14 protein-coding genes are annotated in these 13837 nt (G+C 73.2%); 12 read left to right on the top strand and 2 right to left on the bottom strand.

Annotated features, from left to right (window positions below; translation table 11 throughout):
- Positions 1-42: 42 nt before the first annotated feature.
- The 7 genes from ACSLIC_RS13765 to ACSLIC_RS13795 all read left to right on the top strand — a co-directional run bounded on the left by ACSLIC_RS13765 (position 43) and on the right by ACSLIC_RS13795 (position 5028).
- Entirely contained in the window at positions 43-1515 is a 1473-nt protein-coding gene (locus ACSLIC_RS13765) for a sensor histidine kinase (RefSeq protein ID WP_436737961.1), read from the top strand.
- The gene (locus tag ACSLIC_RS13770; protein ID WP_436737962.1) at positions 1512-2198 is read left to right on the top strand and encodes a response regulator; all 687 of its coding nucleotides are present in this window, start codon (positions 1512-1514) and stop codon (positions 2196-2198) included. The genes ACSLIC_RS13765 and ACSLIC_RS13770 overlap by 4 nt, the downstream gene beginning before the upstream one ends.
- Positions 2199-2328: 130 nt before the next feature.
- Entirely contained in the window at positions 2329-2544 is a 216-nt protein-coding gene (locus ACSLIC_RS13775; protein WP_436737963.1) for a hypothetical protein, read from the top strand.
- 217 nt (positions 2545-2761) lie between these two features.
- Positions 2762-2980, top strand: coding sequence for a hypothetical protein (locus tag ACSLIC_RS13780; RefSeq protein WP_436737964.1), 219 nt, complete (start codon positions 2762-2764; stop codon positions 2978-2980).
- Between the two features lie 161 nt (positions 2981-3141).
- A complete protein-coding gene (locus ACSLIC_RS13785; protein ID WP_436737965.1) occupies positions 3142-3738 on the top strand; it encodes a TetR/AcrR family transcriptional regulator in 597 nt (198 codons plus the stop codon).
- 132 nt (positions 3739-3870) lie between these two features.
- Entirely contained in the window at positions 3871-4605 is a 735-nt protein-coding gene (locus tag ACSLIC_RS13790) for an NADPH-dependent F420 reductase (protein WP_436737966.1), read from the top strand.
- Between the two features lie 51 nt (positions 4606-4656).
- Positions 4657-5028, top strand: a complete 372-nt coding sequence (locus tag ACSLIC_RS13795) for a hypothetical protein (protein ID WP_436737967.1) — start codon at positions 4657-4659, stop codon at positions 5026-5028.
- Between the two features lie 356 nt (positions 5029-5384).
- On the opposite strand, the gene ACSLIC_RS13800 is transcribed toward ACSLIC_RS13795, so the two are convergent.
- Positions 5385-6185, bottom strand: coding sequence for a diacylglycerol kinase (locus ACSLIC_RS13800; RefSeq protein WP_436737968.1), 801 nt, complete (start codon positions 6183-6185; stop codon positions 5385-5387).
- A 178-nt stretch (positions 6186-6363) separates the two neighbouring features.
- Here ACSLIC_RS13800 and ACSLIC_RS13805 point away from each other — a divergent pair, with 178 nt between their 5' ends.
- Positions 6364-7647, top strand: coding sequence for an adenylosuccinate synthase (locus ACSLIC_RS13805; protein ID WP_436737969.1), 1284 nt, complete (start codon positions 6364-6366; stop codon positions 7645-7647).
- An 87-nt stretch (positions 7648-7734) separates the two neighbouring features.
- Here the strand turns inward: ACSLIC_RS13805 and ACSLIC_RS13810 are convergent, their stop codons facing one another.
- Positions 7735-8304, bottom strand: a complete 570-nt coding sequence (locus ACSLIC_RS13810; RefSeq protein ID WP_436737970.1) for an I66 family serine proteinase inhibitor — start codon at positions 8302-8304, stop codon at positions 7735-7737.
- A gap of 722 nt (positions 8305-9026) precedes the next feature.
- On the opposite strand from ACSLIC_RS13810, the gene ACSLIC_RS13815 reads away from it, so the two are divergent.
- The 4 genes from ACSLIC_RS13815 (at position 9027) to ACSLIC_RS13830 (ending at position 13820) form a co-directional block, all read left to right on the top strand.
- Positions 9027-10352: a cytochrome P450 gene (locus tag ACSLIC_RS13815; RefSeq protein WP_436740372.1), complete on the top strand. Its 1326-nt coding sequence runs from the start codon at positions 9027-9029 to the stop codon at positions 10350-10352.
- 390 nt (positions 10353-10742) lie between these two features.
- A complete protein-coding gene (locus ACSLIC_RS13820) occupies positions 10743-11414 on the top strand; it encodes an enoyl-CoA hydratase-related protein (RefSeq protein WP_436737971.1) in 672 nt (223 codons plus the stop codon).
- Positions 11415-11871: 457 nt separating this feature from the next.
- Positions 11872-13164 carry a sensor histidine kinase gene (locus ACSLIC_RS13825; protein ID WP_436737972.1) on the top strand — a complete coding sequence of 431 codons (1293 nt, stop codon included), beginning with the start codon at positions 11872-11874 and terminating at the stop codon, positions 13162-13164.
- Positions 13146-13820, top strand: coding sequence for a response regulator transcription factor (locus ACSLIC_RS13830; protein ID WP_436737973.1), 675 nt, complete (start codon positions 13146-13148; stop codon positions 13818-13820). Before ACSLIC_RS13825 ends, ACSLIC_RS13830 begins: the two co-directional genes overlap by 19 nt.
- Positions 13821-13837 lie beyond the last annotated feature (17 nt).

Here is a 13837-nt window from a genome sequence, read left to right on the forward strand (position 1 = left end):
AAGCGGACGTCGGGGGCGGGTGGGGGTACCTACCGTGGGGGCATGAAGCAGACCACGGGCACCACCTCGCCACCGCCACCTCGCTCGGCCGGGATACGGAAGGGGCCGGAGGCGCAGTTCGTCAGTGCGGGGCTACGGGCGTTCCGCGACGACCTGGTGCGCGGGGCCTGGGCCTACCGGCCGCTTCCGGTGCTGAGCGTGCCGGACAGCGAGACCATGCGGCTGCCGGGGGCGCGCCGCCTCGCCTCGCACGCCCCGCACGTCCTCGTCTTCGGGTCGATCCTGTTCGCCCTGCTTGTCAGCCTGGGCACGGGGCCGTACATGTCGCTTCCCGAGCTGATGGTGCTCGGCCTGTTCGGGGTGGCGCCCGCGGTGCTGGCGGCGACCCGGCCGGTTGCCGCCTGGTGGCTGACGATGCCGGTCGGTGCCTTCGCCTCGGTCCTCACCGGGTACGGGGACACGCTGCCGTTCGGCCCGGTCTCCTTCCTGGTGACGCTGATCGTGTCGACGATCGCCGCCGCCTGGCAGGGGCCGAGGGCCGCCCTGTGGATGTGGGTGATCACCGCCGCGTTCTCGGCGTTCGTCGGCGGGATGACGGGGACCGGCTCGGGCAGCACCGTCCCGCTGCTCTTCTTCCTCGGCCTGGCCCTCAGCGCGGTCAGCATCTGGCACTTCCGCCGGACCACGCGCGAGACGGTCCGTGAGGCGCACCGGGAGGTGAGCGCCGAGCGGTCGGCGACGGCCGCCGAGCGGACCCGTGCCGTGCGGCTGGAGGAGCGCACCACCATCGCCCGCGAGCTGCACGACGTGGTCGCACACCACATGTCGGTGGTCGCGATCCAGGCGGAGGCGGCGCCCTACCGGGTCGAGGACCCGCCGCAGGAGCTGGCCGACGCCTTCGCCGCGATCCGGGAGAACGCGGTGGCGGCCCTGACCGAGCTGCGCCGGGTCCTCGGCGTGGTCCGCGCCGACGACTACGAGGCCCCCGACGCCCCGCAGCCCGTCCTCGCCGACCTGGACCGGCTGCTCGACGGGGTCCGGGAGGCGGGCGTACCGGTGGAGAAGCTGGTGACCGGGAGGCGGCGGGAGCTGCCGCAGGGGGTGGAGCTGTCCGCGTACCGGATGGTGCAGGAGGCGTTGAGCAACGTGCTGCGGCACGCGCCGGGGGCGAGTGCGCGGGTGGAGCTGGCGTACGTCCCGGTGGGGCTCGGGCTGCGGGTCGTCAACGACGCGCCGGAGCGCCCCGCCGATCCGTCGCCCGGCGCCGGGCACGGGCTGACGGGGATGCGTGAGCGGGCCGCGGTCCTCGGCGGTGAGCTGCACGCTGGCCCCGACGAGGCGGGCGGCTTCGAGGTCTCCGCCTTCCTTCCGGCGCCGTTGCCCGCCCCCGAGGAGTCGCCCGCCGTCGCTCCGGAGCCGCCGGCCGAGGCCGCGCCCTCCGCCGCCGGCCCGGAGCAGGCGGCCGAGGCCGCGCCCACCACGCCGCTGTCGCTCGTCAAGAAGGAGGACCGTTGACCGGGTCCCGCCCTGTCCGGGTTCTGATCGCCGACGACCAGATGATGGTGCGGGAGGGGTTCTCCGTGCTGCTCGGCGCGATGCCGGACATCGAGGTGGTCGGTGAGGCGGTCAACGGCCGCGAGGCCGTCCGCCAGGTGGCCGCGCTCGACCCGGACGTCGTCCTGATGGACATCCGCATGCCGGAGCTGAGCGGCATCGAGGCGACCCGTGAGATCGTCGCCGCCGACGCGGCGGCCCGGGTCCTCATCCTCACCACCTTCGACCTGGACGAGTACGTCTACCAGGCGCTGCGCGCCGGAGCCTCGGGGTTCCTCCTCAAGGACGCCTCCGCCCGCCAGCTCGCCGAGGGCGTACGCGTGGTGGCCAGCGGGGACGCGCTGCTCGCCCCGGGCGTCACGCGCCGCCTGATCACGGAGTTCTCCCGGCTCGCCGAGCGGCCGCAGGCGCCGGGGCCGGGCCAGTACGGGGAGTTGACCGAGCGGGAGACGGAGGTGCTGGTGCGGATCGCGCAGGGTCTGTCCAACGCCGAGATCGCCGACCGGCTCTTCGTCGCCGAGTCGACGGTGAAGACGCACGTCTCGCGCGTCCTGGTGAAACTCTCCCTGCGCGACCGCACCCAGGCCGCCGTCTTCGCCTACGAGGCGGGCCTGGTCACGCCCGCCCCGGGCGGCCTCCGCTGACCCGGCGCAGTGCGGAGGCCGGCCCGCCGCCCCGCGCCGTACGACCGCCGCCCGCACGGCCGGTCACCTTCTTCGCGGGGCCGGGCTGGTCGGCCGGGCCGCGACGACCGGCGGACCGTTGGAGGCGCACGTGCGGGCAAGGCCCCTGGCCACCGCCCTGGTGCTGGCCCTGACGGCGGGCGGCGGGCTGCTGGCACCCGCCCCGGCCGCGACCGCGGCCCCGGCGCGGGCCGTCCCGGCCCTCCCGTACGACGGGGGCGGGTACGCCCAGTCGGTGGTGGGGGTGCCCGGCGGCGGCAAGGGCGGCTACCTCACCGTCGTCCCCGTTCGGCCGACGGCCCGGTGACCACGAGGCACCAGGTGGTCAGCCAGGCGAGCCCGGGTGTCGGCGGGGTGACCACGAGGCACCAGGTGGTCAGCCAGGCGAGCCCGGGTGTCGGCCCGGTGACCACGAGGCACCAGGCAGCCAGGCGAGCCCGGGTGTCGGCCGCACCGACGAGGCGGGCGACGCCTTCGGCACGGCCCCGGTCTCGGCCGACCTGAACAAGGACGGGTGCGCCGACGTGGTCGTCGGTTCGCCCGGCGAGGACCGGGCGAACGACTTCGCGCCGGGGTGGCTCGTCATCCTCTGGGGCTCCGCGAAGGGCTTCGACCGCACCACCTCGGTGACCTCCGCCCACGAGGAGGCGGGCGGCCTCGGCACCCGCCTCGCCGACGTCGACGGCCACCTCGACCTGGTCACCACCCAGTTCTCTGTCAAGTGCAGCGCGTTGAACGTCTGACCTGGAGGACCACGGATGACCTCAGGTCACCCGTGGTCCGCAGGTTGCTGCCGTTCAGGCGCCGGGTTGACCGGATGCCGCCTCCGTTTTACGCTTGCCCCAATACGGAGGCTGTATCCGTTTTTCTGCGGCCGCAGAATTCGTAAGGACAGGAGAACGCCATGGGCGTCGAGGGGCAGCAGGGGCGCAAGCCCCGTGCGGACGTCCAACGCAACCGTGCGGCGCTCCTGGAAGCGGCACAGCGGCACTTCTTGAGGGACGGCGTTGGCGCCTCCCTGGAGGCGGTGGCCAAGGAGGCCGGAGTAGGGCCGGCCACGCTGTATCGGCACTTCCCTACCCGAGAGGCGCTGCTGGCGGCCGTGCTGCACACTCGCTCCGATGAGCTGGTGGCCCGCCGGGTCGGTATCGCCCGGCTTGAGGACGCCTCCGAGGCGCTGCGGCAGTGGCTGCGGGCGATGGAGGAGTACTTCAGTGCCTTCAGCGGGTTGCCGGAACCGCTCATGGCCGCGGCCCGCGAGCGGGAGCCGGGCAATCCGCTCACCCTTCCGTGCGATGACCTCATCGCCACCACCGACGAGTACGTGCGGGCCGCGCAGCTCGCGGGGCGCGCACGCTCGTCGGTGAAGGGCTATGACCTGTTCCTGGCTGCGATCTCCACTGCCTGGATCAGAGGCACCGGTGCCGCCGGTGAGGAGTCACTCGGGCGCCTGCGTGCGTTGATCGAAAGCGGATACCGCGAGCAGGGCAACGCGCAGTAGAGCACCCGCTGTTCGTTCGCAGTCGGCCTGCTGGCGCCATCAGGATTCCTGGCAGCGCGTCCTTCCCTGCGCTGCCTACCGTCACCATGCGCCGCCCTTCCGGGAAGGGTGCACCTTCGAGAGGGATAAGTCATGAGAATTGGTGTGATTGGTTCGGGGCCGATCGGGCAGACGCTGACGCGCAAGTTCAGCGCTCGCGGCCACGACGTTCAGGTGGCGAACTCCCGGGGCCCCGAGACAGTCGATGCGGCTGCGCTGGAGCACGGGGCGAGCGCTGTGCAGGCGGCCGATGCCGTGCTGGGCAAGGACGTGGTCATCCTGTCCGTGCCTTTCGGGCGGGTCCCGGACGTGGCGGCACTTCTCGCCTCCGTGCCCGGCGAGACCGTGGTCATCGACACCTCCAACTACTTCCCTCACCTGAGTGGTCCCATCGACGCGGTGGAGCGGGGTCAGGTGGAGAGCCTGTGGGTGGCCGAGCAACTGGGGCGGCCCGTCGTCAAGGCATGGAATGCCGCCCTGGCCGGCACCTTGCAGACCAAGGGCGTGCCCGCGGGAACCGCGGGCCGCATCGCCCTTCCGGTCGCAGCCGACTCCCAGGAGGCGCGGCGCGTGGGCATGCGCCTGGTGGACGAGAGCGGCTTCGATCCTTTCGACGCCGGAATGTTGGCCGACTCCTGGCGCCAGCAGCCGATGACGCCCGCCTACTGCACCGAACTGGACCTGGAGGACCTGGCAACGGCGCTTGGGGCGGCCGACCGGGGTGCGGGCGCGCGTAACCGTGACCGCATGATGGAGCGCTTCGCCTCCCTCGCCGCTGAGCCCACGCTTGCAGAGACCGTCGAGCTCAACCGCTCGCTCCACCGCTGACCCACCGGGTGGTGCCCCAGGCTCGGAGGCATTCCGCAGACCATGCTCGGGATGTACGCCGACACCGTCCGCGGGTTCTTGGGTGTTCCCGACGAACTCAAGCTGCTGTTCGGCATCTCCTTCGGCACGGCTGACGTGACCGCGCCGGCCAACAGCTTCCCCATGGGACGCGTCCCGCTTGAGCACAGCGTTGTCCTGCATGACACCCCGGAGTCCTCAAGGAGCAGTAGCTCCTCCCCCGGCACGGCTCGGTTCACGTCTGCCGCGGCGCACGGCAACCCCGTGGAGGCGCAGGGCAGGTCCCGGATCGGCAGCAGCGTGTTCCGACGCTGCCCGGGCGGTTTCGGAACCTTGCGATGGTCCGGTGCCTGCACCGCTCGGGCGGGACGAGGTCACCCGGGGGACGTGCGCGACGTCTGGTGAACGGGTGCCGAGTGCCCTTTCTCTGCCATTCGCGTCGCTGGGCGGGCGGTGGTGCCGGTGTCGGGAGGAAGCGGGTCGTCGTGCCGGGGCGGCTCGATTCACGGTGCTGCTGAATTCCCAGCTGGGCAAGGTGCAGGCGCGGTGGCCTCCAGGGCCTCGCCCAGCAGACGGCCGGCACTGTCCACACCCAGGTCGGCGACGTTGCGGCTCTCGAACCGGCCCCGGCCTGACCGTCGCCTTCTCTCCAGGGACAGCCGGTAGACCGAACCCGCTGCCGGACCGGAGTCCGGCACCACAGTGGGCACCGCCAGTTCACAGATGGTCGTCGGCGGGGTGAGCGAAGGGCGAGCCCCGCCCTATGGCAGCACCAGTGACCAGGCCGCGCCTCGTACGCGCCAGGTGCGGGTCCGGACCGGGCCGAGGACGTGTCCGTCGGCCTTGTAGCGGAAGTCGGGCCCGGAGACCGTCACCACTCCGGCGTGCGTGCTCACGAGGGAGGGCGCGTCGTCCGTCTCGGCGGTGTGCACCTCGGCGCGTACGCTCCCGTCGGTGCCGGGGGCCAGGGTGAGCGAGTGGACCGGGCGGTCGAGGTCGGCGACCAGGCGTCCGTCGGCTTCCACCCGCAGCGGTGTCGGGCCGGTGCGGGTGGCGGAGCGGCGCAGCCAGGAGACCCGGCCCGCCGGGCCCCGGCCCGCCGGGCGGGGTGGAGCCGGGACGCGGAGTTCGCCGAGGACCACGCCGTCGCTGTCGTCGACCAGCAGGTCGAGGCGGCGCGGCCGGCCGTCCAGCACCGCGCGGGCCGCCGCCACGGCGGTGGCGGGCACCCCGAGCCGGCGGGCGAGGCCGAGGGCGCCGCCCGGGCCGACCGGCACCATGGCGAGGTCGGCCTCGGCCAGCTCCCGCTCCTGGTGGAGCTGGGTGACGGCGCGGACCAGGGCGCGGTCGTCGCCGATCAGTACCGGCCGCCGCGAGCCGCGCCGGGCCAGCGCGCGGGCGTACTCCCGGGGGCTCTCGGGGAGGCAGAGTTTGACCGGGGCGCCCGCGCTGAGCACGTCCTTCGCGATGCGGACGGATTCTCCGTCGAGGCGGCGGGCAGTGGGGTCCACGATGACCAGCAGCGACGGCGTGGTGGTCGTGGCGGGCTCTGGAGCCGACACCTCGGTCCTTCCTCGGGTAGCATCTTTGTGCAAAGGCCCCTTGCGCTCTTGCGCCAGGGGCTTCGTCTATTTCGGGGCATGCGGTCCGACGGTTCTCGGCCAACGGCGGTCGGCGTGTACGCGTACGCGTGTGCGCCCTGAACCTTGGACATGCCCCGCCCGGAAGGGGTGTACGCCTGTGCCCGCACTCGTGCTGCTCGGTGCTCAGTGGGGTGACGAAGGCAAGGGAAAGGCCACCGACCTGCTCGGTGGCTCAGTGGATTACGTGGTGCGCTACCAGGGCGGCAACAACGCCGGCCACACGGTCGTCGTGGGCGACCAGAAGTACGCGCTGCATCTGCTCCCTTCCGGAATCCTCTCCCCTGGGTGCGTGCCCGTCATCGGGAACGGTGTCGTCGTCGACCCGTCGGTCCTGCTCTCCGAGCTGAGCGGACTGAACGAGCGCGGCGTCGACACCTCCAAGCTGCTGATCAGCGGCAACGCCCACCTGATCACGCCGTACAACGTGATCATGGACAAGGTGTCGGAACGATTCCTCGGCAAGCGCCGGATCGGGACGACCGGGCGTGGCATCGGCCCGACCTACGCCGACAAGATCAACCGCACGGGCATCCGCGTCCAGGACCTCTACGACGAGTCGATCCTGCTCCAGAAGGTCGAGGCGGCGCTGGAGGTCAAGAACCAGCTGCTCTCCAAGGTCTACAACCGCCGCGCCGTCGAGGCCGAGCGGATCGTCGAGGAGATGCTGGTCCACGCGGACGCGATCCGCCCGTACGTCGCGGACACCACGCTCATCCTCAACCAGGCGCTGGACGAGGACAAGGTGGTCCTCTTCGAGGGCGGCCAGGGCACGCTGCTCGACGTCGACCACGGCACGTACCCCTTCGTGACCTCCTCCAACCCGACCGCGGGCGGCGCCTGCACGGGTTCGGGTGTGGGGCCGACGAAGATCAGCCGGGTCATCGGCATCCTCAAGGCGTACACGACGCGCGTCGGCGCGGGCCCGTTCCCGACCGAGCTGTTCGACGAGGACGGCGAGGCGCTGCGCCGGATCGGCGGGGAGCGCGGGGTCACCACCGGCCGCGACCGCCGCTGCGGCTGGTTCGACGCGGTCATCGCGCGCTACGCGACCCGGGTCAACGGCCTCACCGACTTCTTCCTCACCAAGCTCGACGTCCTCACCGGCTGGGAGCGCATCCCGGTCTGCGTGGCGTACGAGATCGACGGGAAGCGCGTCGAGGAACTGCCGTACAACCAGTCGGACTTCCACCACGCGAAGCCCGTCTACGAGTACCTGCCGGGCTGGTCCGAGGACATCACCAAGGCCCAGACCTTCGCCGACCTGCCGAAGAACGCGCAGGCGTACGTGAAGGCGCTGGAGGAGATGTCGGGCGCGCCGATCTCCGCGATCGGCGTCGGCCCCGGCCGGACCGAGACCATCGAGATCAACTCGTTCGTCTGATCCGACGGCGGGGCGTACGCGCGGCGGGGCCGCGGGGACCGGAGACGGTGCCCGCGGCCCCGCCGTCGTTCCCGGGGCGGGCCGGTCTCAGGCGAAGCGGATCTCGACCGGCTCGATCCGGTCGGTCCGCCGGGCGAAGACCGGCTTCGGGGCCAGCGACATGTCCTCGACCTCGGCGCGGGCGAGGTGGCGCGGGGCGCCGTCCGGCAGGAGCGAGGCGACCGCGTAGTGACGCGCGCCCTTCTCGACCGGGGTGATCCGGAAGAGTTCGTTCACCGGGTGGTGGGGCGGGTGGGCCGGCAGGGCGAGCAGGGGTCGGACGGCGACCGGCTCGCCCTCGTCCTCGGGGACGATCAGGCCGACGCCGGAGGCGTCGGCCTTCTCGATGGTGAAGGTGTCGGGGCCGTGCTGGGGCTGGGCCCTCAGGACCCACTGCTCGGGGCGCTGGTCGCCGAGCAGGTCGGTGTGGAGCCGCTCGTCCTGTACGAAGGCCGGGGCGCCGCGCAGCCACAGGGTCAGCGGCGACATCGCGAGGTCGTTCTCGCCCTCGTCGGCCTGGGCCGACGGGGAGAGAGCGGCTCCGGCCGCCAGTGCGGCGAGCCCGGCCACACCGGTCCTCAGCAGGGTCCGGCGGTCGGTGCCTTCGGCGGTGGTCATGACGGGTGCGCTCCTCAAGTCGTGGGGGAGATGCCGGTGGTGAACCGATTCGCTCAACGACTCCACGCCCGGTTGGTAACCCGCCTCCCCGCCCGCCCCGCCCTGGGGCGCGGCCATCGTGGCCGCGCTGTCGTCGAGCGTGACCACCGCCGCTGACGACGGGCTCCGGCGAGCGAACGCGCAGCCCCGGAAAGCGGACTGGCCGGTACTCCCTGTACCTGGTCCAGGACGGTCATGTCATCATCACCGCTCAACCACCTGGCCCCCCGCGTCGTCTGGTACAGCGGGACGCCACCACGCTCCGGCGTGGTCACGCGTCCCCGCTGTCCGGCCGACCCACCCGCTCCCGCACCGCACCGGAGGACCCGAACCCCGAACCGAAGCAGCCGCCCTGACCCGGCCTCACCCCCACTCGCCGCCCCGGCCCGCACGCCCGTGTCGTGCCGGGACGCAGCGCCCGGCCACGGCCACCGCTCGCTGCCACCTGGCCCGCAGCGCTCACCCGTCCACCCACACCCCGCGCGGCCCCGGTCGCGCGGACCGGCCCCGGGACAGGGGCACCGGAGCCACGGCGCAACCGGCCACCCCGGTCTCCCGTCAGGGACCGTCCGCCGGAACCGCCGACCGGCCCGTCGGCGTACTCCCAGCGGAGGCCGGCCGCCGGACGGGGAATCGGCCCCGCCCCACCTGTCCGCCACACTTCACAGATGCGAGCACCCGTCATGCCCATAGCCACACCCATACGCACGGTCCGTACCGCCCGTTCCTCCATAGCCGCCTGGCTCACCCGCCGCTATCTCGGCCGCATGCGCCGCAAGGGCACCACGCTCGACCTGAACGCCCTCTCCAAGCTCCCCGAACCGGCCCTGCTGCCGCTCCGCCGCAACGGCCTCGACCCCGTCCCCGAGATCGGCGCCCTGCGCGACCGCGAGCCCGTCAGCCGGCTCCCCGTCCCCGCCGTCCCGGTCTGGCTGGTCACCGGTTACGACGAGGCCAAGGAAGTCCTGGGCGACGCCCGTTCCTTCAGCAACGACTTCGCCCACCTGGTCGGCACCAACGGCGTCGCCGAACACCACGAACCGGGCGGCCTCGGCTTCGCCGACCCGCCGGACCACACCCGGCTGCGGCGCCTGCTCACCCCCGAGTTCACGATGCGGCGCCTGTCCCGGCTGACCCCGCTGATCCACTCGATCATCGAGGAGCGGCTCGACGCGCTCGCCGCCGCCGCCGACGCGGACGGCCGCGTCGACCTGGTCGAGCACTTCGCCCTGCCGGTCCCGGCCCTGGTCATCTGCGAACTCCTCGGCATCCCCTACGAGGAGCGCGACGCCTTCCAGCAGTTCTCGGTGGCCCGCTTCGACGTCCTCGGCGGCCTCGGCGCCTCCTTCGGCGCGATCTCGCAGTCCCGCGAGTACCTGCGGGGCGTCATCGAGCAGCAGCGCCGGGAGCCCGGGGAGGGCCTCCTCGGGATGATCATCCGCGAGCACGGCGACGAGGTCACCGACGAGGAGCTGACCGGACTCGCCGACGGCGTCCTCACCGGCGGCCTGGAGACCACGGCCAGCATGCTGGCGCTGGGCACGCTGATCATGCTCCAGGACCGTACCCACTTCACGGCGATCCGCGAGGCCGAGGACCCGGCCGCCGTCGCCACCCCCTTCGTCGACGAACTCCTGCGCCACCTCACCGTCGTGCAGGCGGCGTTCCCGCGCTTCGCCCGTGAGCACACCGTGATCGGCGGCCAGGCCATCGCCCCCGGGGACATCGTCATCGTCTCCCTGAGCGCCGCCGACCGCGACAAGCGCCTCGGCCCCGACATGGACGCCTTCGACCCCTCCCGCCCGCCGGCCTCCTCGCACCTCGCCTTCGGCTACGGCATCCACCGCTGCGTCGGCGCCGAACTCGGCCGCATGGAACTGCGCGCCGCCTTCCCCCTCCTCGTCGAGCGCTTCCCCGCCCTCCGCCTCGCCGTCGAGCCCCGGGAGCTGGAGTTCCGCAAGCTGTCGATCGTCTACGGGGTGGACTCGCTGCCGGTGTACGTGAGGTGACACCGGGCCGGGCCCGCTCCTCGCGGCCGGTCGCCCGCGACCCGGGCGGTGTTCCGCGTGGAACACCGCCCGGTGTCAGGTGTGCGCTCCGCCCTGAGGTCTCCGCCGAGTCCAGCGCCTTGCGCTGAGGGACTCAGGGGCGTCATGGCGGCGCGCCGCCGCCCGGAGCGCATGCCGATGCCGCGTGAACGGCGGCCGCAGCCCCCTTGCACGGGCTAGGCCGTACCCCATAAGTTACTGGCGGGTAGCCCGCTCGGTGGGCGGTTGTGGCGACGGGAGGATGGTCGTGGTGAGTCCGCGCAGGAGTGACGGTCGCGAGCGGATGCTCCTCGGTGCCGCCGCTCTGCCGCGTGAGTACGGGGCCCGCCAGCTCAGTCCGAAGGAGTCGCCATGCCCTCGCTCGACCGCCACGACAACGTCTTCGTCCTCGACCTCGGGGACGGGGAGAACCGCTTCCACCCCGACTGGATCACCGCCGTCAGCGCCGCGCTCGACGAGGTGGAGCAGGCGGAGGGACCCCGTGCCCTGGTCACCGCCGCCACGGGGAAGTTCTACTCCAACGGGCTCGACCTGGAGTGGCTGTTCGCCCACGCCGACCAGCACCAGGACTACGTCGTCTCCGTCCACGGGCTGTTCGCACGCATGCTGTCGCTGCCGGTCCTCACGGTGGCCGCCCTGCAGGGGCACACCTTCGCCGCCGGCGCCATGTTCTCCCTGGCCCACGACTTCCGCGTGATGCGCGCCGACCGCGGCTACTGGTGCCTGCCCGAAGCGGACATCAACATCCCCTTCACCCCCGGCATGGCCGCGCTCATCCAGTCCCGGCTGGACCCGCGGACCGCGCACGAGGCCATGCTCACCGCACGCCGCTACGGCGGCACCGACGCCGCGGGCGCCGGCATCGTCGACCACTCGGTCAGTGAGGACTCCGTACGCTCCACCGCGATCGAGATCGCCCAGGCACAGGTGAACAAGGCCGGCGACACCCTGGGCACGATCAAGGCCCGCATGTACGCCCCTGCCCTGGCCACCCTGCGGGACACCGCCAACCCGCTCGGCTGAGGCGGCCCCCCGCCGGCCGTACATCGGCCCTCAGAAGTCCTGCCCGGGGCCGGGCCGCCCCCGCGTCCGTCGTCTCAGGAGACAGGGGCCGACGACCGGCTGCGACCCGGCCACCCGGCCCGGCCACCCGGCCCGGCCGACAGGTTCGGCCTCGCCCTGCCCACCGGGGCGGGCGGCACCGGACGCACCGGCGCCGCCCCGAACACCCTCACCGACTGCGCCCGCACGCCCTGCTCGCACGGAAACCGGGCCGCGAGCGCGAGGGGCGTCAGCGCGGCCGTCCGACGGATCGGGCGGGTGGCGGGAACCGCCCGGCACGGCGGCCGGTGCGTGCCATGTCCGCGAGAGGCGCGCGGGGCGCCCGGGACGGAGAGCGGGCGCTACCAGGCCGCCGGGCCCGCGGGGGATTCCCCGGGTTCCGGTGTCCGTCGCGTCCCCGGGTACCTAGGGTGGCGGGGTGAGCACCCCGCCAGTCAGACGACCGACGACGCAGCCGCCGCTGAGCTATCTCAGCTCCGCCGAGCCCTGGCGGGCGCTCCTCTATCTGCTCTCCGGGGCGGGGCTCGGGGCCGTCACCCTGCTGGTGCTCGGCGTGCTGATCGGGCTGGGACTGCTGCTCTCGGTGATCGGGGTCGGGGTGCCGATGCTCGTCGGGTCCGTCCTGTTCAGCCTGCCCCTGGCGGAGATCGAGCGCCGCAGGCTCCGGCTGATCGAGGAGCCGGGCACCCCCGCCATCCCCTCCCCGCACGCCCCCGTCGAGGAGCCGGGCCTCCGGTCCTGGCTCACCGTGCGGCTCCGGGAGCCCGCCACCTGGCGGGAGTTCGGGTACGCGGTGCTCCTCGCCACCCTCTTCCTCCTGATCGATGTGGCCCTGCTCCTGCTGGCGGTCCTGCTCGCAGCGACGCTGGTGGTACCGCCCTGGGCGGCGTACCGCTCGGGGCAGCCGGAGGCGCTGATCCTCACCGCGATCGCCGTCCCGGCGGTGCCCGTCGCGCTCTACGGCTTCGGTGCGGTGGCGGCGCTCCAGGCGCGGCTGGCCCGGCTCCTGCTGCATCCGGCCCCCCGCGGGGACGAGCCGGACCGGGACGCGCGGGTGGTCGAGCTGACCCGGTCCAGGGCCCGGCTGGCGGACGCCTTCGAGACCGAGCGGCACCGCATCCAGCGGGACCTGCACGACGGCGCGCAGCAGCGTCTGGTGGCGCTGGTGATGACGCTGGGCCTGGCCGAGCTGGAGCTGAAGGGCGCCGGGCAGGAGGAGAGCCCGGAGGCGGTACGGCGCGGCGCGGGGCTCGTCGCCCGGGCGCGCGGCGAGGCGAAGGACGCCCTGACCGAACTCCGCGACCTGGTGCACGGCATCTACCCGCAGGTCCTCACCGACCGGGGACTGGCCGCCGCCGTCTCGGAGGCGGCGGTGCGCTGTCCGGTGCCGGTCCGGGTCGAGCTGGAACTGGCCGAGCGGTTGCCGCGCCAGATCGAGGCCGCCGCGTACTTCGTGGTCAGCGAGGCGCTGACCAACGTCGCCAAGCACAGCGGGGCCCGGAACGCCGTGGTCCGCGGCGGCCGTTCGGAAGGAGGGCTGGAGGTCACGGTCCACGACGACGGGGTGGGGGGCGCCGCGCTGAGAGCCGGCAGCGGCCTCCAGGGGCTCGCCGACCGGGCCGAGGTGGTCGGTGGGAGACTCGCCCTGTCCAGCCCGCCGGGCGGCCCGACCGCTCTCACTCTGGAGGTCCCGTGCCCGCGCTCCGCATAGTCCTGGCCGAAGACTCCGCGCTGGTACGCGCCGGGATCGAGGAGCTGCTGACCAAGTTCGGCCACGAGGTGGTGCGGTCGGTGGCCGACGCGGACGCCCTCGTCACGGCCGTCGGGGAGTGCCGGCCCGACCTGGTCATCACCGACGTCCAGATGCCGCCCGGCCACGGCGACGACGGCCTGCGCGCCGCCCTGCGACTGCGCCGGGACCACCCGGACCTGCCCGTCCTGGTCCTCTCCCAGTACGTCGCCAAGGCGTACGCCAAGGAGTTGTTCTCGCTCGACGGGAGCGCGCCCGGGGTCACCCGGGGCGGGCTGGGCTATCTGCTCAAGGACCGTATCGGGGAGCTGAGCGAGTTCGTGGCGGCGATCGGGTCGGTGTCCGCCGGCGGCATCGTCATCGACCCCCAGGTCGTCCGCCACCTGCTGACCGAGCGGGACCGCAGCACCCGGACCCAGCTGCTCTCGGCCCGGGAGTCGGAGGTGCTGGCCCTGATGGCCGCCGGGCACTCCAACGCCATGATCCGCGACGAACTCCACCTGAGCGAGGGTGCGGTGGCCAAGCACATCGGCAACATCTTCACCAAGCTCGGCTTCTCCCCGGACGACGGCAACCGCCGGGTGCTGGCGGTGCTGGCGTACCTGCGGGACGCGTGAGAGAGGGGGGGCCGCCC

Source organism: Streptomyces sp. BBFR102, assembly GCF_051397025.1.
GTDB lineage: Bacteria > Actinomycetota > Actinomycetes > Streptomycetales > Streptomycetaceae > Streptomyces.

Bases quoted from the DNA above. Each gene is read 5' to 3' on its own strand.
- ACSLIC_RS13765 (WP_436737961.1), top strand. From the start codon at position 43: ATGAAGCAGACCACGGGCACCACCTCGCCACCGCCACCTCGCTCGGCC.
- ACSLIC_RS13785 (WP_436737965.1), top strand. From the start codon at position 3,142: ATGGGCGTCGAGGGGCAGCAGGGGCGCAAGCCCCGTGCGGACGTCCAA.
- ACSLIC_RS13790 (WP_436737966.1), top strand. From the start codon at position 3,871: ATGAGAATTGGTGTGATTGGTTCGGGGCCGATCGGGCAGACGCTGACG.
- ACSLIC_RS13795 (WP_436737967.1), top strand. From the start codon at position 4,657: ATGTACGCCGACACCGTCCGCGGGTTCTTGGGTGTTCCCGACGAACTC.
- ACSLIC_RS13810 (WP_436737970.1), bottom strand. From the start codon at position 8,304: ATGACCACCGCCGAAGGCACCGACCGCCGGACCCTGCTGAGGACCGGT.
- ACSLIC_RS13815 (WP_436740372.1), top strand. From the start codon at position 9,027: ATGCCCATAGCCACACCCATACGCACGGTCCGTACCGCCCGTTCCTCC.
- ACSLIC_RS13820 (WP_436737971.1), top strand. From the start codon at position 10,743: ATGCCCTCGCTCGACCGCCACGACAACGTCTTCGTCCTCGACCTCGGG.